Annotated in this window: 13 protein-coding genes; 4 read left to right on the plus strand and 9 right to left on the minus strand. The window is 71.1% G+C overall.

The genetic code is table 11. The annotated features are described in order from the left end of the window. Positions 1-352: 352 nt before the first annotated feature. From AC0IY0_RS27880 to glgB, 3 genes are all read left to right on the plus strand, one after another. Positions 353-3,739: a maltotransferase domain-containing protein gene (locus AC0IY0_RS27880; RefSeq protein WP_471766311.1), complete on the plus strand. Its 3,387-nt coding sequence runs from the start codon at positions 353-355 to the stop codon at positions 3,737-3,739. A 147-nt stretch (positions 3,740-3,886) separates the two neighbouring features. Further along, positions 3,887-7,165: a maltose alpha-D-glucosyltransferase gene (gene treS / locus AC0IY0_RS27885; protein ID WP_471766312.1), complete on the plus strand. Its 3,279-nt coding sequence runs from the start codon at positions 3,887-3,889 to the stop codon at positions 7,163-7,165. Next, positions 7,162-9,459 (plus strand): 1,4-alpha-glucan branching protein GlgB, encoded by a 2,298-nt coding sequence (gene glgB, locus AC0IY0_RS27890; RefSeq protein ID WP_471766313.1) that lies wholly within the window; start codon positions 7,162-7,164, stop codon positions 9,457-9,459. The genes treS and glgB overlap by 4 nt, the downstream gene beginning before the upstream one ends. Positions 9,460-9,711: 252 nt before the next feature. Here glgB and glgA read toward each other — a convergent pair whose 3' ends face one another. Then, positions 9,712-11,253 (minus strand): glycogen synthase GlgA, encoded by a 1,542-nt coding sequence (gene glgA / locus AC0IY0_RS27895; RefSeq protein WP_147909459.1) that lies wholly within the window; start codon positions 11,251-11,253, stop codon positions 9,712-9,714. Positions 11,254-11,466: 213 nt separating this feature from the next. Continuing rightward, the gene (locus tag AC0IY0_RS27900) at positions 11,467-13,050 is read right to left on the minus strand and encodes an alpha-amylase family glycosyl hydrolase (RefSeq protein ID WP_471766314.1); all 1,584 of its coding nucleotides are present in this window, start codon (positions 13,048-13,050) and stop codon (positions 11,467-11,469) included. Between the two features lie 321 nt (positions 13,051-13,371). On the opposite strand from AC0IY0_RS27900, the gene AC0IY0_RS27905 reads away from it, so the two are divergent. After that, a complete protein-coding gene (locus AC0IY0_RS27905) occupies positions 13,372-15,909 on the plus strand; it encodes a glycogen/starch/alpha-glucan phosphorylase (RefSeq protein WP_471766315.1) in 2,538 nt (845 codons plus the stop codon). Positions 15,910-16,059: 150 nt separating this feature from the next. On the opposite strand, the gene AC0IY0_RS27910 is transcribed toward AC0IY0_RS27905, so the two are convergent. The 7 genes from AC0IY0_RS27910 to thrC form a co-directional block, all read right to left on the minus strand. Further along, positions 16,060-17,112 (minus strand): SGNH/GDSL hydrolase family protein, encoded by a 1,053-nt coding sequence (locus tag AC0IY0_RS27910; RefSeq protein ID WP_147909456.1) that lies wholly within the window; start codon positions 17,110-17,112, stop codon positions 16,060-16,062. A gap of 115 nt (positions 17,113-17,227) precedes the next feature. Further along, positions 17,228-18,151 (minus strand): ferredoxin reductase domain-containing protein, encoded by a 924-nt coding sequence (locus AC0IY0_RS27915; protein ID WP_471766318.1) that lies wholly within the window; start codon positions 18,149-18,151, stop codon positions 17,228-17,230. A 29-nt stretch (positions 18,152-18,180) separates the two neighbouring features. Further along, positions 18,181-18,585 (minus strand): hypothetical protein, encoded by a 405-nt coding sequence (locus AC0IY0_RS27920; RefSeq protein WP_471766316.1) that lies wholly within the window; start codon positions 18,583-18,585, stop codon positions 18,181-18,183. Between the two features lie 103 nt (positions 18,586-18,688). Beyond that, positions 18,689-19,102, minus strand: coding sequence for a globin family protein (locus tag AC0IY0_RS27925; protein ID WP_147910312.1), 414 nt, complete (start codon positions 19,100-19,102; stop codon positions 18,689-18,691). Between the two features lie 67 nt (positions 19,103-19,169). Further along, on the minus strand, positions 19,170-22,088 hold the full coding sequence (locus AC0IY0_RS27930; protein WP_471766317.1) for an EAL domain-containing protein: 2,919 nt from the start codon (positions 22,086-22,088) through the stop codon (positions 19,170-19,172). A gap of 226 nt (positions 22,089-22,314) precedes the next feature. Continuing rightward, positions 22,315-23,610: a M16 family metallopeptidase gene (locus AC0IY0_RS27935; protein WP_147910310.1), complete on the minus strand. Its 1,296-nt coding sequence runs from the start codon at positions 23,608-23,610 to the stop codon at positions 22,315-22,317. Positions 23,611-23,617: 7 nt separating this feature from the next. Then, positions 23,618-25,030, minus strand: a complete 1,413-nt coding sequence (thrC, locus tag AC0IY0_RS27940) for a threonine synthase (protein ID WP_147910309.1) — start codon at positions 25,028-25,030, stop codon at positions 23,618-23,620. Between the last annotated feature and the right edge of the window lie 301 nt (positions 25,031-25,331).

Below are 25,331 nucleotides of genomic sequence, written 5' to 3' on the forward strand. Positions count from 1 at the left end.
CCCCTCTCCCGACCCGGCCGTCAGGCCGGGTCGGGAGAGGGGAGCCCGGGTTCAGGACATGACGCGACCGGCAGGACGGGCAAAGCTTGTTTCTGCACCGTCGCTCCCCTCTTGCGGGACTTCGTCCCGGCCCGACCCCCTTCGAGGGCCACCCTCCCCCGCAAAGGGGGGAGGGAGGATGCGCAGGTCCGCTGCTGCTACGAAGAACACGATCGGCAGGCCCCTCGCGGACCTGTCATGCGAATCTGCTGAGAGACGGGTCGCGCGGACCTGACCATTCGCGCCGTCCCGGGCAAGGCACGCCCGCGCGGTTCGGGCGTTACGAGACATGGACCAGGAGCCAGAGACCAGCATGAACGCACCGACCAAAGCCGCCGCCGCGACGACCGGGGCCGAGGCCGTCCTGCCCGCATCCCCGGCGCCTCGCGCCGCGGGGCCGCGGATCTACAACCTGTTCCCGCTGCTGGTCGGGCGCGTCTCCGACTGGGCGGCCGAGCTGCCCCGGATCGCGGCGCTCGGCTTCGACTGGATCTACCTCAACCCGTTCCACCAGACCGGCGGCTCGCGGAGCCTCTACGCGGTGGCCGATCCCGAGCGGCTCGACGAGCGGTTCCGTGACCAGGACGGCACGCCCGACGACGCGCAGATCGGCCGGTTCTGCGCCGCCGCGCAGGCCGCGGGCCTGTCGGTGATGACCGACCTCGTGATCAACCACACCGCCGACAACGCCCGGCTGGCCGTGGAGCGGCCCGACCTGTTCATGAAGGAGCCCGACGGCTCGATCATGCATCCGGGCGCCGTCGACCCGGACGATCCCACGATCCGCACGGTCTGGGGCGATCTCGCCGAACTCGACTATCACACGCCCGCCGCCCGGGACGAGCTGACCCGGATCTGGGGCGCCTACGTGGCCCGGCTCCAGGCGCTCGGCGTCGCGGGCTTCCGGTGCGATGCCGCCTACAAGGTCCCGCCCGAGACCTGGCGCGTCCTGATCGGGGAGGCCAAGGGCCGCGACCCCGCCTGCCTGTTCGCCGCCGAGACCCTGGGCTGCACCTTCGAGGAGGCGCGCGCCACGGCCGGCGCCGGCTTCGACTACCTGTTCAACTCCTTCGCCTGGTGGGACCTCCAGAAGCCCTGGGCGCTGGAGCAGTACGAGCGCCTGCGGGTGCTGGCGCCCTCGATCGCCTTTCCGGAAAACCACGACATGAAGCGGCTGGCCGCCGAGGCCGGCGGCGGCCCCGAGGCGGTGGCGCGGCACCTGCGCACCCGCTACGCGCTGGCCGCCTTCTTCTCGGCCGGCGTGCTGATGCCGATCGGCTACGAGTGGGGCTACCGCCGGGCGCTGCACGTGGTCGAGACCACCCCGCGCGACCGCGAGACCGACACCGGCCTCGACATCTCCGCCTCGATCCGGGCGATCAACGCCCTGCGGGCTGAACTGCCGGCCGCCAACGTCGAGGGCGCGCAGATGCGCATCTCGGCCCCCGACAGCGACCTCGTGGCGCTCGCCCGCTTCGACACGGGCCATCCGGCCTCGGCGCAGAACGCCGTGATCGTGCTCTACAACCCGTCGGACAGGCCGGTGCCGGTGGATGCCGGCACGCTCATCGCCCGCACCGGCGGGATGCTCGGCGCCTTCGTCGACCGGACCCCCGAGGCCGAGCCGATCGCGTTCCATCCCGGCAGCGCCATCGACCTGCTCCCGGGCGAGTTGCGCATCCTCAGCGCCGGACCCGCCCAGGTCGCCCAGCTGCCCGAGCGCGACACGCCGACCGGCGAGGGCCGGGTGGTGATCGAGGCGGTGAGCCCGGAGATCGACGGCGGCCGCTCGGCGGTGAAGCGCGTCGTCGGCGAATCCCTGCGGGTCGAGGCCGACATCTTCACCGACGGCCACGAGATCCTCGACGCCGCGATCCTGTCGCGGGTCGCCGGCACCGAGGCGTGGCGCGAGGACCCGATGGTCTTCGTCGACAACGACCGCTGGGCCGGGCAATTCCCCCTGGAGCGCAACGCCCGCTACGAATTCACCCTGATCGCGTGGCGCGACCCGTTCTCGTCCTGGGTGCGCGACACCCTGAAGAAGCGCGCCGCCGGCGTCGATGTCCGCCTGGAGACGATCGAGGGCGTGACCCTGGTCGAGAGCGCCGCCTCCCTGGCCCGCGGCCGCGGCGCCGGGCGCGACGCGGAGCGGCTCGCCGCCCTGGTCGCGGCGCTCGCCGCCGAGGAGACCGGCTCGGCCGCCCAGCTCGAGCGGATCCTGCAGCCCGACTCCGCGAGCCTGGTGCGCCGGAACGCCGAGCGGGTGAATCTCAGCCGCTATCCGGTGGTCCTGCCGGTGATCGCCGATCGGCTCGCGGCCCGGTTCTCCGCCTGGTACGAGATCTTTCCGCGCTCGCAATCGATGGACGTGAACCGCCACGGCACCTTCGACGACGTGATCCGGCGGCTGCCCGAGATCCGCGAGCTGGGCTTCGACGTGCTCTACTTCACGCCGATCCACCCGGTGGGCCGGACCAACCGCAAGGGCAAGAACAACACCCTCAAGGCCCTGCCGGGCGATGTCGGCTCGGTCTACGCGGTGGGCGCGGAGGAGGGTGGCCACGAGGCCGTGCACCCCGACCTCGGCACGCTGGAGGATTTCGAGCGGCTGGTGGCGGAAAGCCACGCCTTCGGCATGGAGATCGCCCTCGACTTCGCGATCCAGTGCTCGCCCGACCATCCCTGGATCAAGGACCATCCGGAATGGTTCGAGTGGCGCCCCGACGGGACGCTGAAATTCGCCGAGAACCCGCCCAAGAAGTACGAGGACATCTCGAACGTCCACTTCTACGGGGGCGCCCTGCCCTCGCTGTGGATCGAGCTGCGCGACATCCTGCTCGGGTGGTGCGCCCGGGGCGTGCGCATCTTCCGGGTCGACAACCCGCACACCAAGCCGATCCCGTTCTGGGAATGGGTGATCGCCGAGGTCAACGGCCGCTATCCCGACGCGCTGTTCCTCGCCGAGGCCTTCACCCGGCCGAAGATGATGAAGAAGCTCGCCAAGGCGGGCTACCAGCAGAGCTACACCTACTTCACCTGGCGCAACACCAAGCAGGAGCTCACCGCATACGCCCTGGAGCTCGCCGGCGAGATGGGCGAGTACTACCGCCCGAACTTCTTCGCCAACACGCCTGACATCAACCCGCACTACCTCCAGACCAGCGGCCGGGCGGGCTTCGTGATCCGGGGGACGCTGGCCGCCACCCTGTCGTCGGTCTACGGCATCTACAACGGCTTCGAGCTATGCGAGGCCGCGCCCTACCCGGGCAAGGAAGAATACCTGAACTCGGAGAAGTACGAGCTGAAGGCCTGGGACTACGACCGGCCCGGCAACATCCGCGAGCACATCGTCACGCTGAACAAGATCCGGCGCGAGAACCCCGCCCTCTGGGATTTCCGCAACGTGGTCTTCACCGGCGCCTCCAACGACCAGATCATCGCCTACGCCAAGGCGACGCCGGAGCGTGACAATTGCGTGTTCACGATGGTCAACCTCGATCCCAAGAACCGCCAGGAATGCACCTACGAGGTGCCGCTCTGGCTGTTCGGCCTGCCGGATGACGGCGCCGTGGAGGTTGAGGACCTGATCCAGGGCTACAGGTTCGAGTTGCGGGGCAAGACCCACCGCATCGCGCTCGATCCGGCCGAGCGATCCTGCGTCATCTGGCGTCTCCGGGCGCCGCGGCGGGTTGCGGGCTGAGGCCACCCGTGGCACCTCACCCTCACGTCTGACACCGGCGACGGGCCTGCCCGCCGCCGACCATTGCGCCGCGCGGCCGACCGCCCGCGCCCCGGCCGGTCCCGACCGCCGGTCCCCTTGACCTTCGACCGATGAGGCAGCGACGCGATGATCGATCGCAGCGACCCGCAATGGTACCGTGACGCCATCATCTACCAGATCCACGTCAAGTCGTTCTTCGACTCGAACGACGACGGGATCGGTGATTTCGAGGGGCTGACCCGGCGGCTCGACTATGTCCGTGACCTCGGGGTCACGGCGATCTGGCTGATGCCGTTCTATCCCTCGCCGCTGCGCGACGACGGCTACGACATCGCCGATTACGAGGGCATCAACCCGTCCTACGGGACCATGGAGGACTTCAGGGCCTTCGTGGCGGCGGCGCACGAGCGCGGCCTGCGGGTGATCACCGAGCTCGTGATCAACCACACCAGCGACCAGCACCCCTGGTTCCAGGCGGCCCGCGAGGCGCCCCCCGGCTCGCCCGAGCGCGACTTCTACGTCTGGTCGGACACCGACGCGCCGTACAAGGACACGCGGATCATCTTCCTCGACACCGAGTCCTCGAACTGGACCTGGGACCCGGTCGCCAAGCAGTATTTCTGGCACCGGTTCTACAGCCACCAGCCGGACCTGAACTTCGACAACCCGAAGGTGCTGGAAGCCGTCATCGCGACGATGCGCTACTGGCTCGACATGGGCGTCGACGGCCTGCGGCTGGACGCGATCCCCTACCTGATCGAGCGCGACGGCACGAACTGCGAGAACCTGTCCGAAACGCACGACGTCATCAAGGCGATCCGGGCCGCCCTCGATGTCAGCTATCCCGACCGGATGCTGCTGGCCGAGGCCAACCAGTGGCCCGAGGAGACCGCCCAGTATTTCGGCGACGGCGACGAATGCCACATGGCGTTCCACTTCCCGCTGATGCCGCGGATGTACATGGCGATCGCCCGGGAGGACCGGCATCCGATCACCGACATCATGCGCCAGACCCCGGAGATCCCCGAGGGGTGCCAGTGGGCGATCTTCCTGCGGAATCACGACGAGCTGACGCTCGAGATGGTGACCGCCGAGGAGCGTGACTACCTCTGGTCGTTCTACGCCGCCGAGCGGCGCGCCCGGATCAACCTCGGCATCCGCCGCCGCCTCGCGCCGCTGCTGGAGAACGACCGGCGCAAGATCGAACTGATGAAGTCCCTCGTCCTGTCGATGCCCGGCACGCCGGTGCTCTACTACGGCGACGAGATCGGCATGGGCGACAACATCTATCTGGGCGACCGCGACGGCGTCCGCACGCCGATGCAATGGTCCCCGGACCGCAACGGCGGCTTCTCCAAGGCGAACCCGCAGCGGCTGTTCCTGCCGGCGATCCAGGACCCGATCTACGGCTTCGACGCGATCAACGTCGAGGCGCAGACCCAGTCGCAGACCAGCCTGCTGAACTGGACCCGGCGGATGATCGCCATCCGCAACAACAGCGTCGCGCTGGGCCGCGGCACGATCCAGTTCCTCTATCCCTCGAACCGCAAGGTCCTGGCCTGGATCCGCGAGCACGAGGACGAGCGGATCCTGTGCGTCGCCAACCTGTCGCGGGCCCCGCAGGCGGTGCAGCTCGACCTGTCGGAGCTGCGCACCGCGGTGCCGATCGAGCTCACCGGCGGCACCGAGTTCCCGCCGATCGGAGACCTGCCCTACCTGCTGACCCTGCCGTCCTACGGCTTCTACTGGTTCTCGTTGAGCGCCGCCCGCTCGGGCGCGATCGGCCCGCAGCAGGAGCCCCCGGAGCTGTTCACCCTGGTGCTCACCGGCGGCATCGAGAGCCTGATGTCCGGCCGCGAGCGCGTCGCCTTCGAACGCACCGTGGTGCCGCCGTTCCTGCTGAGCCGGCGCTGGTTCGGCGCCAAGGGCTCGCGGATCCGGTCCGTGAAGGTGGTCGACTTCGCCGCCCTCAAGGACGTGGACGGCAGCGCCCGGTTCCTGCTGCCGCGGCTGCAGGTGCAGCTCGCCAACGGCGAAAGCCACGAATACTTCATGCCGGTCGGCGTGGAGGAGGGCCGCGAGGACGAGACGCTGCTGCCCTTCGCGGTGGCGCGGGTGCGCCGCGGGCCGCGCACCGGCCTGCTCTACGGGGCGGCCGGCTCGAACGACTTCGCGGCCTGCCTGATCGACGACATGCGCCAGGGCACCGAGATCCCGACCGAGAGCGGGCGGCTGGTCTTTTCCACCACGTCGGCCTTCGATCCGGACGTCACCGTGGACGTGGCCGACATCCGCCGGCTGTCGGCGGAGCAGAGCAACACCTCGATCGCCATCGGCTCGAAGATGATGCTCAAGCTGCTGCGCCGCCTGCAGCCGGGGACGCATCCCGAGATCGAGGTCGGGCGCTTCCTCACCGAGCAGGCGGGCTTCTCCAACACGCCCGCGCTGCTCGGCACGCTCGAGCACGTGGCCGAGGACGGCACCCGCACGGCGCTGGCGGTCCTGCAGAAGTTCGTCATGAACCAGGGCGATGCCTGGACGCTGATGCTGGAGGGCCTGCGCCGGGACTTCGAGACCGTCGTGCTCACCCCCGAGAGCGAGGCCGCCAGCCCCGAGGAGGCGTTCCAGGCCCACCGGCCCTGGGCCGACCTGCTCGGCCGGCGCACCGCCGAGATGCACGCCGCCTTCGCGATCGAGACCGACGACCCGGCCTTCGCGGCCGAGCCGTTCGCCGAGGACGACCTGGCGGTGCTCGTCCGGGACGCGCGCCACCAGGCCGACCGGGCCTTCCGGGCGCTGAAAGGTCTCGTCGAGCGCGGCCTCGATGCCGGCAAGCCCGCCTGCGCGGAGCTGGGTCAGCGGCGGGCCGAGGTCGAGGCGCTGATCGAGGCGCTGTCCACCGAGGCGCCGCGCGGGGCCCACAAGATCCGCATCCACGGCGACTATCACCTGGGTCAGGTGCTGGTTTCCGAGAGCGACCTGATCATCGTCGACTTCGAGGGCGAGCCCTCCCGCCCGGCCGACGAGCGGCGGGCGAAGTCGATGCCGCTGCGCGACGTCGCCGGCCTGATGCGCTCCTTCGCGTACGGGGCCGAGACCGTGATCCGCGAGATCACCGTCCGGTTCGGCGATTCCGAGGAGCGGGCGCGGGACGCGGCCAAGGCGTGGCGCGGCATGATCGAGGCGGCCTTCCTGGCCGGCTACGACGCGGCCGCGGCGGGGACGCGGGCGGCCGTGACCGACCCGGCCACCCGGACGCGGCTGCTGCGCCTCTGCCTGCTGACCAAGGCCCTCTACGAAGTCGATTACGAGGCCAACAACCGGCCGGACTGGATCGAAATCCCCGCCCGAGGGGTTCTCACCATTCTGGACACGGACGGCCGCGAGCCCGGAGAAACTGAATGACGGCGATCGACGAGACCTTCGCACCGCGGAACGACCCGGAAGCGGCGGGCGCGCGGAACGCGGACGTCCCGAACTCCGGAGCCGCCTCGGCGCCGGCGGGCTCCCATCCGGGCGTCCATCCGGACGCGATCGCCGCGCTGATGTCCGCCAACCACGGCGACCCGTTCTCGGTGCTCGGCCCCCACCGGGTCGGCCCGAACGCCTGGGAGGTCCGCGCCGTCCTGCCCGAGGCGCGGTCCGCCGCCCTGGTGACGAGCGCGCGCACCGTGCCGTTCGAGAAGCGGCACCCGGACGGGTTCTACGTCGCCCGGATCGAGGGCGAGGGCCGGCCGCTCTACGAGATCGAGGTCGAGTTCTGGGACGGGACCAAGCGGCGCCGCTTCGACCCCTACGGCTTCGGCTCCTCGATCGAGCCCTACGACGTCGCGACCCTGCGCGAGGTCGGCACCAACCTGGTCTACCGGATGCTCGGCGCCCAGTCGGGGCAGCTCGACGGCATCGACGGCTTCCGCTTCGCCGTGTGGGCGCCCAACGCCCGCAAGGTCAGCGTCGTCGGCGACTTCAACGAGTGGGACGGGCGGCGCCACCCGATGCGCCTGTGGCAGGAGGGCGGGATCTGGGAGGTGTTCGTGCCCGGCCTCAAGGCCGGCGAGCGCTACAAGTTCGAGATCCGCGGCCCCGACGGCGCCCTGATCCCGCTCAAGGCCGACCCGGTCGCCTTCGCGGCGCAGCATCCGCCGGAGACGGCCTCGGTCACCCACGGGACGGGGGAGTTCGACTGGCGTGATGCCGGCTGGATGACGACCCGCGGCGCCAAGGATCCGCGCCACACCGCGATCTCGATCTACGAGGTCCATCTCGGCTCCTGGGCGCGGGTGCCCGAGGAGGGCAACCGCTACCTCACCTACAAGGAGCTGGGCGAGCGGCTGATCCCCTACGTCAAGGATATGGGCTTCACCCATATCGAGATGCTGCCGATCACCGAGTTCCCGTTCGACGGGTCCTGGGGCTACCAGCCGGTCTCGCTGTTCGCCCCGACCAGCCGCTTCGGCACGCCCGAGGATTTCGCCGCCTTCGTGGACACCGCCCACGAGGCCGGCATCGGCGTGATGCTCGACTGGGTGCCCGGCCACTTCCCGCTGGACGCGCATGGGCTCGGCCTGTTCGACGGCACGCACCTCTACGAGCACGCCGACCCGCGCCAGGGCTTCCACCAGGATTGGGGCACCTACATCTATAATTTCGGCCGGACCGAGGTCGCGACCTTCCTGGCCGCCAACGCCCGGTTCTGGCTGGAGCACTACCACCTCGACGGCCTGCGGGTGGATGCCGTGGCCTCGATGCTCTACCTCGACTATTCGCGCCGGCAGGGCGAGTGGATCCCGAACCGCTACGGCGGCAACGAGAACCTCGACGCCATCGACTTCCTGCGCAAGACCAACGAGGCGACCTACAGCCACGCCCCCGGCACCATCACGGTGGCGGAGGAATCGACCTCCTGGCCGGGGGTCTCGCACCCGACCTACACGGGCGGCCTCGGCTTCGGCTTCAAGTGGAACATGGGCTGGATGCACGACACGTTGAAATACGTGTCGGAGGATCCGATCCACCGCCGCTACCACCACCACAACCTGACCTTCGGGCTGCTCTACGCCTTCTCGGAGAACTTCATCCTGCCGCTCTCCCACGACGAGGTCGTGCACGGGAAGGGCTCGCTGCTCGGCAAGATGCCGGGCGACCGCTGGCAGAAATTCGCGAACCTGCGCGCCTATTTCGGCTTCATGTGGGGGCATCCCGGCAAGAAGCTGCTGTTCATGGGCGGCGAGTTCGGCCAGGAGCGGGAGTGGAACCACGACATCAGCTTGGACTGGCACCTGCTCGACGACCCCCTGCACAAGGGCGTCAAGGACGTGGTGCGGGACCTCAACCGGCTCTACGTCTCGACCCCGGCCCTCCACACCCGGGACGTCGAGGCGACCGGGTTCCAGTGGCTGGTGGCCGACGACCAGGACAACAGCGTCATCGCCTGGGCCCGCAAGGGCGCCAAGCCGGGCGAGGTCGCGATCGTGGTGTCGAACTTCACTCCGATTCCCCGGGAGGGCTACCGGGTCGGCGTGCCGGAGGCGGGTTTTTACCGCGAGGCGTTCAACTCGGACGCGGGGGTCTACGGCGGCTCGAACCTCGGCAACAACGGCGGCCGCCACACCGACGCGGAGGCGGCCCACGGCCAGGCGCAGTTCCTGTCGCTGACCCTGCCGCCGCTGGCGACGATGATTTTTTTGCTGGAGCGGTGACGTAAATCCCTCCCCCCTCTGCGGGGGAGGGTGGCCCCTGCGTCAGCAGGGGTCGGGAGATGGGAGCGCCGTTTCCGGAAAGCGCGCGACAGGCGTGAGATCCTGAACCGTCGCGCTGCCCCTCTCCCGACCCGGCCTGACGGCCGGCCCACCCTCCCCCGCGAAGGGGGGAGGGAGGACGCGTGTCAGATCCGGACTGGATGATATCCTGCCGCGCCGCGAACAGATTCAGAGCCTGCCGAAGCGCCAGCCCTACGCGGCGCGCCAGCGCAGCGCCGGGCTGTTGCCCATGGCGCGGGCGTAGAGGCCGGCATAGCTGTCGGCGGCCTGGTCCCAGCCGAACCGGGCGGCCATGGCGCGCCGGCGCATGGCGTTGAGGCGCTTCTTCTGGCCGAACGCCTCGAACGCCCGGCGGACCGCCGACCCGAACGCCGGGGCCGAGGCCTCCGCGAAGGTGAAGCCGGTCACCCCGTCCTCCACCGTGTCGGCGAGGCCCCCGGTGCGGTGCACGATCGGCAGCGAGCCGAAGCGCTGGGCGTACATCTGGGCCAGCCCGCACGGCTCGAACCGCGAGGGCATCAGCAGGAAGTCGCTGCCGGCGAACATCCGCCTCGCCTGGGCCTCCTCGAAGCCGACATGCACGCCGACTGCGTCCGGGTGGCGCTTCGACAGGCCGCGCAGGGCCTGCTCGAACCGGCCCTCACCCTGGCCGATCACCACGAGCTGTCCGCCCTCGGCCACGATCGCCTCCGCCGCCTGCAGGCTCAGGTCGATGCCCTTCTGGTGCACCAGGCGTGACACGATGGCGAAGAGTGGCCCGCGGGAGACCGCGAGGCCGAATTGCTGGCGCACCGCCTCGGCGTTGGCGCGCTTGCCCTTCCAGTCGTCGACCTCGAACCGGGTGGCGAGGTGCGGGTCGGTGCTCGGATCCCAGGTCTCGTCGATGCCGTTGAGGATGCCGGCCAGCCGCCCCTGGCCGGCGCGGGTGCGCAGCAGCCCGTCGAGCCCGCAGCCCATCTCGGGCGTCTGGATCTCCCGGGCGTAGGTCTCGCTCACCGTGGTGACCTGCGAGGCGTAGAAGATGCCGGCCTTGAGGAACGACAGCTGGCCGTAGAACTCCGCGCCGTCGACCTGGAACGCCGAATCCGGCACGCCGAGGCGGCCCAGGCTGTCGCGGGGGAACAGCCCCTGATAGGCGAGGTTGTGGATCGTCAGCACGCTCGGGATGCGCCGGCCGCGCCAGGCCAGGTAGGCCGGGGCGAGGGCCGCCTGCCAGTCGTTGAGGTGCAGCAGGTCGGCGGCCCAGTCCGAATCGGCGCCGGCGGCGATCTCCGCGGCCGCGAGGCTCAGGCGGGCGAAGCGCAGGTCGTTGTCGCCGAAATCGCCGTTCGCGTCGCCGTAGGGCGTGCCGTCGCGCTCGTACAGGTCGGGGGCCAGCAGGACGTAGATGCGCAGGCCGTCGGCGGCCTCGACCAGGCCGAGGTCGCAGGGGGGTACGCCCGCGAAGCCCTCGAGCCGGGCGACCACCGGGATGTCGGGGAACGCGGCCCGGACCTGGCGGTAGCCGGGGATCAGGACGCGGATGTCGTAATGCGGCACCAGGGCCCGGGGCAGGGCGGCCGAGACCTCGCCGAGGCCGCCGGTCTTCACGAAGTCGGCCATCTCCGGGGTGGCGTACAGGATGCGGCGGCGCAGCGAGGCCGGCCAGGCCGGGTTGGTGAACTGCGCTGCGGCACCGCCGCCTTCGCCGAAGGCCTCATCCGCGCAGAAACCGCCGCGACGCGCGTCGTGCATGGGCATCGCTCCCGGCCGGGCAGGGTGCCCCGGCCTGGCAGAGGATCGGGCAGACGCGGCTGTCACGGCCTCAACCATGTCCAATGCTCCTCCGTCGCACCCGTTCCGCTGCGACGCACAATTTAGGCCAGTGTCAGCCTTAAGCTTCGGTTACAGATTCCGCCATGGCGCGATGTCCGTGCTGCACTGCGACAAGAGATGGCAGGGGCGGGCTCAGGTGCGGCGCAGGATCACCCCCTCGGCAGGCCCGAGCGCCAGGGGCGCGCCGACGCTCGCCCCCGCCCGGCCGGGAAGCGTCGAGAGCAGCACCGTCCAGTCGCCCTCGGGCAGGGACAGGCTGTGCGGATCGCCGCCGAAGTTCAGGATCACGCGCAGGCACGCGCCGTCGGCGCAGCGCTCGTAGGCGAACACGGCCTCGGCCTCGACCGGCAGGCCCCGGTAGTCGCCCACGCAGAGCGCCGGGTGGTCGCGCCGCAGCGCCAGGAGCCGCCGGTGCAGGGTCAGCATCGAGCCGGGATCCGAGCGCTGGGCCTCGACGTTGCGGGTGGCCCAATCCTCCGAGAGCGGCAGCCACGGCTCCCCGGCCGAGAAGCCGGCCTGCGGGGCCTCGTCCCATTGCATCGGGGTCCGCTCCGGGTCGCGGCCGTGGCCGGGCTCGTTGCGCTCCCAGGGGTCCCGGGCGCGCCCCGGCGGGATCGCGACGCGGCCGAGCCCGAGCTCGTCGCCGTAATAGAGGGTCGGGGTGCCGCGCAACGTCAGCAGCAGCATCGCGGCGATGCGAGCCTGGGCCTCGCCCACCCGGGCGGCGATCCGCGGCTGGTCGTGGTTGCCCAGCACCCAGTTCGGCCAGCCGCCCTCGGGCAGAGCCGCCTCGTACTGGGCCACGAGGTCGGCGACCGCGTCGGCCCGCCACGGGGTCTGGATCAGCTGGAAGTTGAAGGGTAGGTCGGCGCCGGTGAGGTCGGGGCCGTAATAGGCCACCAGCCGCTCGATCGGCAGGTAGATCTCGCCGATCAGCACCCGCTCGCCGTACTGGCGCAGCACCGCCCGCATCCCGGCGATGACGTCGAACACCTCCGGGCGGTCGGCGGAATAGACCTGGGTGAAGCGGTTGATCTCGGGCGTGCCCGGCGCGTAGTCGGGATTGGCCGGGTTGTCGCGGAATCCGGCATCCTTCATCAGGTGCCAGATCACGTCGACCCGGAACCCGTCGACCCCGCGGTCCAGCCAGAAGCGGAGCGCGTCGTGCATCGCCGCCCGGACGGCGGGGTTGCGCCAGTTCAGGTCCGGCTGCTCGGCCAGGAAGGCGTGGTAGTAGTACTGGCCGGTGGCCTCATCCAGCGTCCAGGCCGGGCCTCCGAAATTCGACACCCAGTTGTTCGGCGGACCGCCCCCCGGGGCCGGGTCGCGCCAGATGTACCAGTCCCGCTGCGGGCTCGACCGCGACGACCGGCTCTCCGCGAACCACGGATGCGCGATCGACGAGTGGTTGGGCACGAAGTCCAGGATCACCTTCAGCTTGCGCCGATGGGCCTCGGCGATGAGCGCGTCGAAATCGGCCAGCGTGCCGAACAACGGGTCGATGCCGCAGTAATCGGCGACGTCGTAGCCGAAATCCGCCATGGGCGAGGGGTAGACCGGCGAGATCCACACCGCGTCCACCCCGAGCCAGGCGAGGTAGTCGAGCCGCGCCGTGATCCCCGCCAGGTCGCCGACCCCGTCGCCGTTCGTATCCTGGAACGAGCGCGGATAGACCTGGTAGACGGTCCCGCGCTTCCACCAGACGGTCTCGGTCATGCTGCGCCTCGCGAATCCCCGGCCCAGGGTTAACCGCTGAGCCGCGCGCTGGCGACGGCTCAGATGCGCGCGTCGCGGGTTGGCGGTGCCGGCCGTTGTGTCTAGAATGTCACGTAGTCGCGCCATATCTCCGGCCGCGCCGTCGCGTGCCCCGTTCGGGGCGGCACCGCCACGACTTCGCCTGGAAGCCGGTCGCACAGTCGCGGCTTCGGGGCACGGATCGCCCGCCCGTTCACGCGGTGGCAATCCATCAAAAGAGATAATCCGCCCACGATAGCCCTGGCGCTAGAATCCGGGGCGCTGACTTTGGGGGACCCGCACGTGCTGAACGACGTTCTCACTCCGCCCGCCCAGCGGGACGCCCTGCGCGACGACGCCGCGGCCGAGCTGCCGGTGGCCGCCTGGACCGCGCCGCTCCTGTCGCAGACCGGTGACGCCGTGGTCGACCTGCGGGAATCGATCCGCGCCAAGCTGACCTTCGCGCTCGGCCGGACCCCCGAATCCGCCCGCCCGCGCGACTGGTTCGTGGCCACCGCGATGGCCCTGCGCGAGCGCGTCGTGGCGGCCTGCATGGCCTCCGAGAAGGCCGTGCCGAACAAGCGGGTCTACTATCTCTCGCTCGAATTCCTGATCGGCCGGCTGATGTCGGACGCCATGAACAACCTCGGCCTCACCGACACGACCCGGGCGGCGCTGCGGGAACTCGGGGTCGATCTCGACGCCGTGCAGGATGCGGAGCCCGACGCGGCGCTCGGCAATGGCGGCCTCGGGCGGCTGGCCGCCTGCTTCATGGACAGCATGGCCAGCATCGGCATCCCGGCGATCGGCTACGGCATCCGGTACGATCACGGCCTGTTCCGCCAGTCCTTCGAGGACGGCTGGCAGCGCGAGGCGCCGGAGACCTGGCTGGCCGAGGGCAATCCCTGGGAGTTCGTCCGGCCCGACGCGACCTACACGATCGGCTTCGGCGGCACCGTCACGCTGTCCTCGCCCGGCGAGGGCGTGATCCGCCGCCACTGGCAGCCGGCCGAGACCGTGCGGGCGGTCGCCCACGATATCCCGGTGGTCGGCTGGCGCGGGCGCCACGTCAACCGGCTGCGCCTGTGGAAGGCGGAGGCCGGCGAGCCGGTCGACCTCGGCCGCTTCAACGATGGCGACCATGTCGGCGCCGTCGCGGCCCGCATGCGGGCGGAGGCGATCTCCCGGGTGCTCTATCCGAGCGATTCCTCGGCCGACGGGCAGGAACTGCGCCTGCGCCAGGAATACTTCTTCACCTCGGCCTCGCTCCAGGATCTCATCGCCCGCCACGTCATGGAGCGCGGCGACGTGCGGTCCCTGTCGGACCACGCCGCGATCCAGCTCAACGACACCCACCCGGCCATCGCGGTGCCGGAGCTGATGCGCATCCTGATGGAGGACCACGACCTCTCCTGGGAGGATGCGTGGCACGTCACCACCCACACGCTGAACTACACCAACCACACCCTGCTGCCCGAGGCGCTGGAGACCTGGCCGGTGGAGCTGATGGAGCGGCTGCTGCCGCGCCACATGCAGATCATCTACCTGATCAACTGGATGCATCTCGAAGAGCAGGCCAAGCACGGCCGCCAGGACGCCGCCCACCAGGACGCCGCCTACCTGGCCTCGATCTCGCTGATCGACGAGGCGCATGGCCGGCGGGTCCGGATGGGGCACCTCGCCTTCCACGGCGCCCGGCGGGTCAACGGCGTCTCGGCGCTGCACACCGAACTGATGCGGTCCACGGTGTTCGCGCCGCTCCACGCGCTGGATCCGGACAAGATCGTCAACAAGACCAACGGCATCACCTTCCGGCGCTGGCTCCACAACGCCAATCCGGGCCTCACCCGGCTCGCCGTGGAGACGGTGGGCGCGGGCGTCCTCGACGATCCCGAGCTGCTCCGGGGCCTGGAGGCCCATGCCGAGGATCCGGCCTTCGTGGCGCGCTACGCCGCCGTGCGCCGGCAGCGCAAGGAGGCGCTGGCCAAGGTCGTGGCCGAGCGCACCGGCATCGACATCGATCCGGACGCGCTGTTCGACATCCAGGTCAAGCGCATCCACGAGTACAAGCGCCAGCTCCTCAACGTCGTCGAGACGGTGGCGCTCTACCAGGCGATCAAGGCCGACCCGCACCGGGACTGGACGCCCCGGGTGAAGATCTTCGCCGGCAAGGCCGCGCCGAGCTACGTCCGGGCCAAGCTGATCATCAAGCTCGCCTGCGACGTGGCCAAGGCGGTGAACGACGATCCGGAGGTCGCGGGCCGGCTGAAGGTGGTGTTCCTGCCGAACTACTCGGTGAGCCTCGCCGAGACGATCATCCCGGGCGCCGACCTGTCGGAGCAGATCTCCACCGCCGGCATGGAGGCCTCGGGCACCGGCAACATGAAGTTCGCCCTCAACGGCGCGCTCACGGTGGGCACGCTGGACGGCGCCAACATCGAGATCCGCGACCATGTCGGGGCGGACAACATCTTCATCTTCGGCCTCGACGCCGCCGGGGTGCAGGCGCGCGAGGCCGAGCCGGGCTACGCCGCGACGGCGATCCAGGCCTCGCCCCGGCTGGCGGCGGCGCTGGACATGATCGCCTCCGGGCGGTTCTCGCCGGAGGAGCCGGGCCGGTTCCGGCCGCTCACCGACGACCTGCGCCAGCGCGACCAGTACCTGCTCACCGCCGACTTCGACGATTACTGGCGGGTGCAGCGCTCCATCGACGCCGCCTGGCGCGACCCGCGCGGCTGGTGGGCCAAGGCGATCCGCAACACCGCCCGGATGGCGTGGTTCTCCTCGGACCGCTCGATGCGCGAATACGCGGACGAGATCTGGCGCGTCCGCCTGGGCTGAAGGACGTCCCGGTTTCGAAAGGAAGTCCTGGTTTCGAAAGGAAGTCCTGGTTTCGAAAGGAAGTCCTGGTTTCGAAAGGTCTCGGACCTTTCGCGGGTCCAGGGCGGCGCCCTGGTGTCGAGCTCCGCCCCGACACCCCGCCCAAGGGCCTCAGGCCCTTGGGAAACCCCTGAGCCGGCGCAGGTTGCGTAGAAGCCGGTGACGGATCAGCGCCACGCGCTCGGCGAGGCCGAGCCGGCGCCGGACGAAGACGTGCGACACCCGGCCGAGACGCGGCCCCCGGTCCGGCTCGCCCTTGCGCAGGGCGATGTCGGGCAGCGCGGCCCCCTGCGTGATCCTCAGGGTCCGGACGGCCGGGAACACGAAGCTCCGGAACATGGAGCGCGTGTAATAGGAGAATTCGTCGTAGGCGGTGATCGCGCGTGACCGCCCGGTCGCCGGATCCTGGACCGTCAGCGTGCCGGCCCGCGGGCCGTAGGTCACCAGGGCGCCGATCACGCGACGCGGCCGCCCGAGCGGGATCTCGACGCTCGCGCCCTCGGGAATCTCCAGGAAGTGCAGCGGGATGCCGTTGCGGCGCAGTTCGAACCCGCATTCCAGGCCGGGGAGGGTGCGCAGCGGCAGGGATTCGAACCGGACCGGCAATCGCCGGAGCCGGTCGACATAGGCGCGGCCGGGGGGCGGCGCCCGCATGAAGGCGTAGACCAGGATGCCGTAGAGTTCGGCCCCGGCCGGGGCGAGATGGGTCCCGTCCTTCAGCAGGTAGGTGATGTCGCCCGCCCCCGCGGCGGCCACCGGGGCGGCGATGTCGAGGTAGACGATGCCGTAGAGGGCGCGGTACTCCGCGAGCAGGGCGGCGACGGGCTCGGCCGCGTAATCGACCCCGCCCTGGTGGAGGTTGAGGAAGGCCACCGGCAGGCCCCGCCGGGCGGTCGCCGCCAGGATGTCGTCCAGGTAGGCCCGCATCGTCGCGCCGTCGAAGTAGCGGACGTTGCCGGTGAACAGCTCCAGCAGGACGTGGTCGCAGGGACAGGCGTCGAGGATCTCGTCGATCAGGGCGGCGATCGAGGGCAGCGAGTGGCCGCCCCAGCCGCTGCGCAGGAAGGTGACCGGCCGCCCCTCGGCCGCGGCCAGGGCGTTGGCGTGCTCGACATAGCCCGCCAGCTCCGTGACGCTGTAGCCGAGGCAGAGCACGCGGAGCATCGACGCAGACCGACTCACGGGAAGGGACGAAATCCCAAAGGGCGCCCGGCCCTTTGGCGGGGTATCGGGGCGGAGCCCTGATGGTCCGGGCGCGGTCCGCGGACGGGCGCCGTGGTCAGTCGAGCACGATCGGGTAGCAGCGCGCGCCCACCGCGGCGGCGAGCACCTGCACGGCGCCGACGGTGGCGATGTCGCCGGCCACGTGGACGACGTCGGTGGCGCGCAGGCTCGGCAGGTGGGCGGTGAGCGGGCCGGAGCGCACGTCCGGCGGCCGCTGGCCGCCGCGGTCGGCGCAGAGCACGATCCGGCCGACGCCGGTGCAGCGCAGCCAGTCCAGGCTCTCGCGCATGTAGAGGTCGAGGGCGTCCCGGGCGCCGACCGCCAGCGCCATCTCGCGGGCGGGCTCGACGTAGCGGGCCGCCCGGGCGATCGCCCAGATCGGGCCGAAGCCGGCTCCCGCGGCCACCAGCACGAGCCGCCCGCCGCCGGGCCGGTACTGGCCGCGGCCGACGGGGCCCTTCAGGCGCACGGGCTGGTCGAGCCGGATCGCGTCGACCGGGCCGCCCTCGGGGTCGCGGGGGATGTGGAACACCGCCTCGTTGATCTCGGCCGAGCCGTCGATCCGCAGGGTCGGGGACAGGGTCAGGGCAGGCAGGCCCGCGAAGGTGACGAGCGCCTGGTGGCCGGGCTCGAGGTTCGGGCGCCGGGTCAGGGTCGCCACGACCTCGACGATGCCGGGGCAGAGCCGCCGGATCTGCGAGACGGTGCCCTTGCGGATGGCGACGGCCGGGGGCGGGGCCTCCTCCTGGCCCAGGATCGGGGCGCCGGGCAGGCTCGACCGCAGGGCCTCGGCCCGGGCCCGGCGGGCGGGGGGCCGACGGCTCGACGGCGCGGCGCTGCCCTGGCCGGCGACCTGGCTGGCGAGCTGCGCCTGCACGGGCGCGATCATGCCTTCGGCGAGCGCCGCCTCCAGCGGCGTGTCGCCGGTCGAGACGCGCACCGACCGGCCGTTGACGACGAGCGAGCAGCGCGCGCCCATGGCCGTACCCCGCTTGGTCTGGAGAGGGATCACCGGGCGCGGATCAGCAGGGTGTCCACCAGGGACGCCCAGCGCTCGCGGGTCGCCCGCACGTCGTCGCTGGCCGCCGATTCGGTCAGGAGCTGGCGCTGCGCCCGGAGGGCCTCGACCTCCTGCCGCTGGGCCCGGAGCACCGCCTTCATCACCTGCAGCTCGGTCTCGAGCCGGGCGATCTCGTCGGCCTCGTCGAAATCCTCGGACAGGTCGTCCTGGGCGGCGCCGGAGACGCGCGGATCCTGCACAGCTTGGCCGTGCACAGCTTGGCCTGGCAGAGCCTGGCCGGGGACCGGCAGCCGGGTGCGGGCCTGCTGCTCCAGCCGGACCGGCCGGGCGATCAGGCGACGCACGAGATCCGAGCTGCCCGCCTGCTGGTAACGCCTCGCCGCCTCGGCCATCCGCCCATCCCCTCCACGCGCGCCGGAGCGCCATTCCATCAACAGGAGCTTGCGCGGACATGGTTAAGGGGGACTTAAACCGATCGTCGACTTCCGAAGGGGTTCAGGCGGCCTCCGCCGCCGCTCCCGTCATCAACCCGGCCACCAGCGTGTAGGTCTCGGTCCAGGCCGCGCGGACCTCCGGGGTGAAGTCCGGGCCGAGGCCCTGCTCCAGGGTCCACAGCAGCGCGGCGCCGACCGGGGCGTAGTGGGCGGCCTGGGTGCCGTAGGCCACGTGCTTGCGCCCGAGATCCCGGATCGCCGGGGCCACGGTCTCCGGGTGGCCGAGATGGGCCACCGCCAGGCCCAGCATGGCCATCAGCTTCTTCTTCTGCTCGGCCATGTCGTCGGGGAAGAGCGGGCGGACCTCCGGGGCGATCTCGAACAGGCGCCCGTAGAACAGGTCGGCCGCCGTCCCGGCGATCGGCCGCACCTTCGCGAAGCTGTCCTGGACGAGCCTGACCTGTTCGGGCGTCATCGCATCCCCTGCCACCGCCTTCATCGCTGGTCGGCAGTATACCTGATTCGGTCGGCCAGAACCAAGATCAGGCCGCCTCGGGGGCGGCTCCGACGATCTGGCGGGCCTGCAGCATGGTCATGGGCTCGCCGAAGGCCGGCCCGAGGGCGTATTCGCAGCCGAGCCCGGCCAGCGCCTGCGCGTCGCCCTCCGATTCGCAGCCCTCCGCCACGATGGCGAGGTTCAGTTCGCTCGCCATCCGGACGATCGAGCGCAGGATTGCGGTCTGGCCGGTGCCGATCTGGCGCACGAAGGTCGCGTCGACCTTGATCGTGTCGAACGGGAAGCGCTGGAGGTAGGACAGGGCCGAGTAGCCGGTGCCGAAATCCGACAGGCACAGGCCGGCCCCGAGGTCGTGGATGCGGGCCAGCATCTGGGCGGCGTATTCCGGGTTCTCCATCACCAGGCTCTCGCTGAATTCCAGCTTGAGCGAGCCGGGCAGCGCCCCGGAGCGGGCCAGCACGGTTTTTACGTCGTGCAGGAGGTCGTGGCGCAGGAGCTGGCGCGACGACAGGTTGCAGGCCGCGAAGATCGGCGGCTCGACCTCGAGGGAACGCTGCCAGGCGGCGAGTTCCAGGGCGGTGCGCTCCAGGGCGAAGATGCCGAGGTTGACGACGAAGCCGCTCTCCTCGGCGAGCGGCATGAAGGTCGAGGCCGGGATGCGGCCGAGCTTCGGGTGGTCCCAGCGCAGCACGGTCTCGAACCCCGCCACGGTGCGGTCCTCGAGGCGGACCACCGGCAGGAACAGCACCCGCAGCTCGTTGCGCTCGATCGCCTTGCGCAGGTCGCTCTCCAGCATCAGCCGGTCGGAGCGGTCGGTGCGCATATGGGCGCGGAACACCTCGATGCGGTCGCCGCCGTTGCGCTTGGCCTGGATCATGGCGATCTCGGCGCTCTTGAACACCTCGTCGCGCTTCAGGTTCGCCCCCGCCTCGTAGAGCGCGAGCCCGATCGAGACGGTGAGGAAGATCTCCCGGTCGGCATAGGTGATCGGCGTGGCGATCGCCCGGCGGATCATCTCGGCAAACGCCAGGATCCGGTCGGGGTCGCGCTCGGACAGCAGGATCACGGCGAATTCGTCGCTGGTGATCCGGGCCAGGCTGTCCTGCGGCCGCAGCAGGCGGCCGAGCCGGCGGGACAGGGTCAGCAGGATCGAATCGCCCGCCGACAGGCCGATCGCGTCGTTGATGCCCTTGAACCGGTCGACATCCAGCACGATCACGGTCGGCTTGAGCCGCTGGTCCTGGCCGGCGAAGGCCAGAGCCGCGTCCAGGCGGTCGCCGAACAGCTCGCGGTTGGGCAGGCCGGTCAGGCTGTCGTGCACCGCGTCGTGGAGCAGGCGCTCCTCGGCGGTCTTGATCTCGGTGACGTCCGCGATGGTGCCGACCACGCGGATCACCTCGCCGTCGGCGCCGATCACCGGCCGCGCCTTCAGCCGGTACCAGAAATAGGTGCCGGCGGCCGAGCGCAGGCGGAAATCGTGGACGATGCGCCCGCGCCGCTCCTCGATCACCGTGTCGAGGGCCGCCGAGTAGCGCTCCACGTCGAACGGGTGGAGCGTGCCGAGCCAGTTCGTCGCCGGGCCCTCCAGGGTGCCCCGGGGCAGGCCGAGCTGCGCCTCGATCTCGGGGCCGGCGAAGACCCGGTCGGCCGGCACGTCCCAGTCGAACACCACGTCGCCCGCGCCGGTGAGCGCCAGCGCCCGCCGCTCGGTGTCCGACACGAGGGCATGGCTGAGGCCGCCCCCCGCGAAGGCGTGCTGCAGCACCGTGAAGCCGATCAGCATCACGATCAGCACCAGGCCGCCGATCAGCGCCGGCTGCACCAGGTCGCTGCCGATCTGGCCGGTGACCGCGAAGCCCGCCGCCGTCACCCAGACCACCAGCAGCAGCCAGGTCGGCACCAGCAGGATCGCCCGGTCGTAGCCGTTATGGGCGGCGAGGTAGACGATCAGCAGCAGGCCGATCCCCGCCACCGCGGCGATGGAGATGCGCGCCACCCCCGCCGCCACCGGCGGGTCGAACACCGCGAGCCCGACGAGGCCCGCCAGGAAGGCCAGCCAGAAGAACGCCACGTGGCTGTAGCGCACGTGCCAGCGGGCGAGGTTCAGGTAGGCGAACAGGAACACCAGCAGCGTCGCCCCGAGCACCGCCTCGGCGGAGGCCCGGTAGACCCGCTCGGCCAGTTCGGTGACGGGGAACACCCGCTGCAGGAAGCCGAAATCGATGCAGGCATAGGCCAGCACCGACCAGGCCAGGGCCGCGGCGGCCGGGAAGATGATCGCGCCCTTGACCACGAACACGATGGTCAGGAACAGCGCCAGCAACCCGCTGATGCCGATGATGATGCCCTTGTACAGGGTCAGCCCGGCGGTCTTGCGGCGGTAGGCGTCCTGATCCCACAGGTGCAGCTGGGGCACGTTGGGGCCGCGCAGCTCGGCGACGTAGGTGACCGTGGTGCCGGGATCCAGCGTGATCGTGAACTGGTCGGCCTCGGGGTTCTCGTCGCGCTCCGGGCGGATGCCCTGGCTCGCCGTGATGGCGGCGATCCGCGAGCCGCCGAGATCGGGCCAGATCACCCCGGAATCCACCAGCCGGAAATGCGGCGCCACCAGGATGCGGTCGATCTGCTCGTCGGTGTCGTTGGTGAGGGCGAACACGATCCAGTCCGGCCGGGCGCCGGCGTCCCGCGCCTTCACGACGATGCGGCGGACGATGCCGTCCTTGCCGGGCGCCGTGGAGATCTGGATCAGGTCGCCGTCCGAGCGGTAGCGCTCGATCGCGGTGGTCAGGTCGATCACCGGCGCGTCGAGGGTGACGCGCACCGCCTCGACGGCTTGAGCCGGCCCACACAGCGAGAGGGCACCGACGAGGCCGCCGACCAGGGTCAGGAGGAGGGCGAGGATGCGCAAGGGTGTCTTGAGTTCCGGCCGTGCGAGCTTCGGCATCGGCCACCCGGGCGGCCGCGATCGAAAGGAAGGCCCCGGCCCCGGGGCAGCCGCCCCGGTCCGGATCCGGACTCCGCGGATCGCGCCCCTTTGCGGCCAAATCAAGTTGGGCGGGGCAGGGGGCGTCGTTGCGGGGCCCGAACAGGGCGTCTCAGAGCCTGTCCGGCTCGGAGTGTCTTAACCCTCACCGTGGCTGGCGCGCGCGGTCGGGCGCCCCAACGGAGGCTCAAGCCCCCCGAAGCGCGGCGGCGATCCGGTCGAGGGCGGGCAGCTTGCGGATCGGACCGATCGCCGCGAGCGTCGGGGCGCCCTCGAGCATCGCGGCCGCGGCGGCCCGCACGTCCGCCACCGTGACGGCGTCGACCTTGTCGATCACCTCGCCGGCCGGGATCACCCGGCCCCAGGCCAGGATCTGGCGGGCGTTGCGCTCGATGCGGCCGCCCGGCGTCTCCAGCGCCGAGAGCAGCGACACCTTCAGCTGCGCCTTGGCACGGGCGATCTCGGGCTCGGCGAGGTCCCGGGCGGCCCGGGCCGTGGCCGCCAGCGTCACGTCGACGAGCTCGGGCAGGTCCGCCCCCGCGGTCCCGGCGCCGATGCCGAACAGGCCGCAATCGGAGAACGGCCAGTGGAAGGCCTGGATCTCGTAGGCGAGGCCGCGGGTCTCGCGCACCTCCTGCCACAGCCGCGAGGTCAGGCCGCCGCCGAGCACCTGCGCGAACATGTGCAGCGCGTAGTAGCCGTCGTCCCGGAACGACAGGCCGGGCAAGCCGATCACGACGTTGGCCTGTTCGAGCTTGCGCGGCATCCGCCGCTCGCCGCCGCCGTAGAGCCCCGGCACCGCCGCGGGCGCCGCCTTGGCCGGCAGGGCGCCGAAATGGCGCTCGGCCGCCTCGACGATCGCCTCGTGGGTGACCGCGCCGGCCCCGGCCACGACGATCCGGTCCGGCGTGTATTCCCGGGCGAGGTAGGCGCGGATGCCGGCCTCGTCGAAGCTCCGGATCGTCTCGGGGCGCCCGAGGATCGGCCGTCCGACCGGCTGGTCCGGGAAGGCGGCCTCCGTGAAGGCGTCGTAGACCACGTCGTCCGGGGTGTCCTCGACGGCGGCGTATTCCTGCAGGATCACGCCCTTCTCGCGGGCGAGCTCGCCGGCATCGAACACCGAATCGGTGAGGATGTCGCCGATCACGTCGAGGGCGAGGCCGGCATCCTCGCCGAGCACCCGGGCGGTGTAGCTCGTCCCCTCCGTGGAGGTGGCGGCGTTGATCTCGCCGCCGACATTCTCGATCTCCTCGGCGATCCTCTGGGCCGAGCGCGTGCGCGTCCCCTTGAACGCCATGTGCTCGATGAGGTGCGACAGCCCGGCCTCGTCGGCGCGCTCGTTGCGCGAGCCGGCCCCGACCCAGACGCCGACGCTGGCGGTCGCCACCCCGGGCATCGGCTCGGTCACCACCGTGACGCCGTTGGCGAGCCGCGTGGTGCGCAGGGACGGGGAGGCGGCGTGCGTGGAGAAATGCTGGTTCATCGCGGGCTCAGGCACCCTTCGTGATGCGGGCGCGCGCGCGGATCAGCCGCTCCACGGCGGCCTGATCGTTGGCCACCGGGGTCATGCGCTCGGGCCGGTCCATGAGGTCGGCGAGGTGCGGCGGCAGGGGCGGGCGCAGGCCGCCGGTGGCCTTGGCGACCGCGTCGGGGAATTTCGCGGGGTGCGCCGTGGCCAGGGCGACGACGGGGGTCGCGGGATCCCGCTCCAGGAGCCGGCGGCCGGCGCGCACCCCGATGGCGCTATGGGGATCGAGCACGATCCCGGTGGCGGCCTGGGTCAGGGCGATCTCTTCCATCACGTCGGGCTCCGGCACCGCGACGGCGTCGAACTCGGAGCGGATTGAGGCCAGGATCTCCGGGCTCAAGGAAAAGCCGCCGGACTGCTTCAGCCCGGACATCAGCCGCGACAGCGCCGAGGCGTCGCGGCCGAGCGCCTCGAACAGCAGCCGCTCGAAGTTGGACGAGATCTGGATGTCCATGGAGGGCGAGGTCGTGGGCACGACGCCGCGCAGCGCGTAGGCGCCGTGCTCCAGGGTGCGCACCAGGATGTCGTTGGCGTTGGTGCCGATCATCAGCCGCTCGATCGGCAGCCCCATCCGCTTGGCGACCCAGCCGGCGAGCACGTCGCCGAAATTGCCGGTCGGCACCGCGAAGGAGACCGGCCGGTGGGGGGCGCCGAGCGCCACCGCGCTGGTGAAGTAGTACACCGCCTGCGCCGCGACCCGGGCCCAGTTGATCGAGTTGACCCCGGACAGGCGCACCGAATCGGCGAAATCCGCGTGCTGGAACAGGGCTTTGACCAGGTTCTGGCAATCGTCGAAGGTGCCGTCCACGGCGAGCGCGTGGACGTTCTGGGCCGGCACCGAGGTCATCTGCCGCCGCTGGACCTCCGACACGCGCCCGTGCGGGTAGAGGATGAAGATGTCGACCCGGTCGAGGCCCCCGAACGCCTCGACGGCGGCCGAGCCGGTATCCCCCGAGGTCGCGCCCACGATGGTGGCGCGGGTGTCGCGCTTGGTGAGCACGTGGTCCATCAGCCGCCCGAGCAGCTGCATCGCCACGTCCTTGAAGGCCAGCGTCGGCCCGTGGAAGAGCTCCAGCAGGAACAGGTTGTCGTCGAGCTGGGTCAGCGGGCAGACCGCCGGGTGCCGGAAGGTGGCGTAGGATTCGTCGATCATCCGGTCGAGATCGGTGTCTTCGATCTCGCCATCGATCAGCGGGCGCAGCACGCGCTTGGCGGCCTCCGCGTAGGGCTTGCCGGCGAAGCCGGCGATCTCCGCCCGGCCGATCTGCGGCCAGGTCTGCGGCACGTAGAGGCCGCCGTCGCGGGCGAGGCCAGCGAGGAGGGCATCCGAGAACGAGAGCGGCGCGGCCTCGCCGCGGGTCGAGACGTGGAGCACAGGGGCCTCCGGGAGGAAGGCGCCCCCTCTACACGATGCGGGCGGACCTGTCGAAAGTCCGGGCGGTCGCGGCGGGCCGGCGCGGTTTAACCGGGCCTGAACGGGCCGGTTCAGGACCGGTTGCGCGGCCGCTCCTAGGAACCGGATCACCCCCGCGGCACCCCGGTTCGACCGGCCGCCGCCGCCGGGGCGGCCCGACCCCGCCCGCGGGGTGCTTCCTCAGAGAGAGCCGACATGATTCTCCCCCTCATCCTTCGCCCCCTCATCCTTCGCCCCCTCGTCGGCGCATTTCACGTCGATC

The sequence above is a fragment of the Methylobacterium sp. AC315 genome (assembly GCF_979253755.1).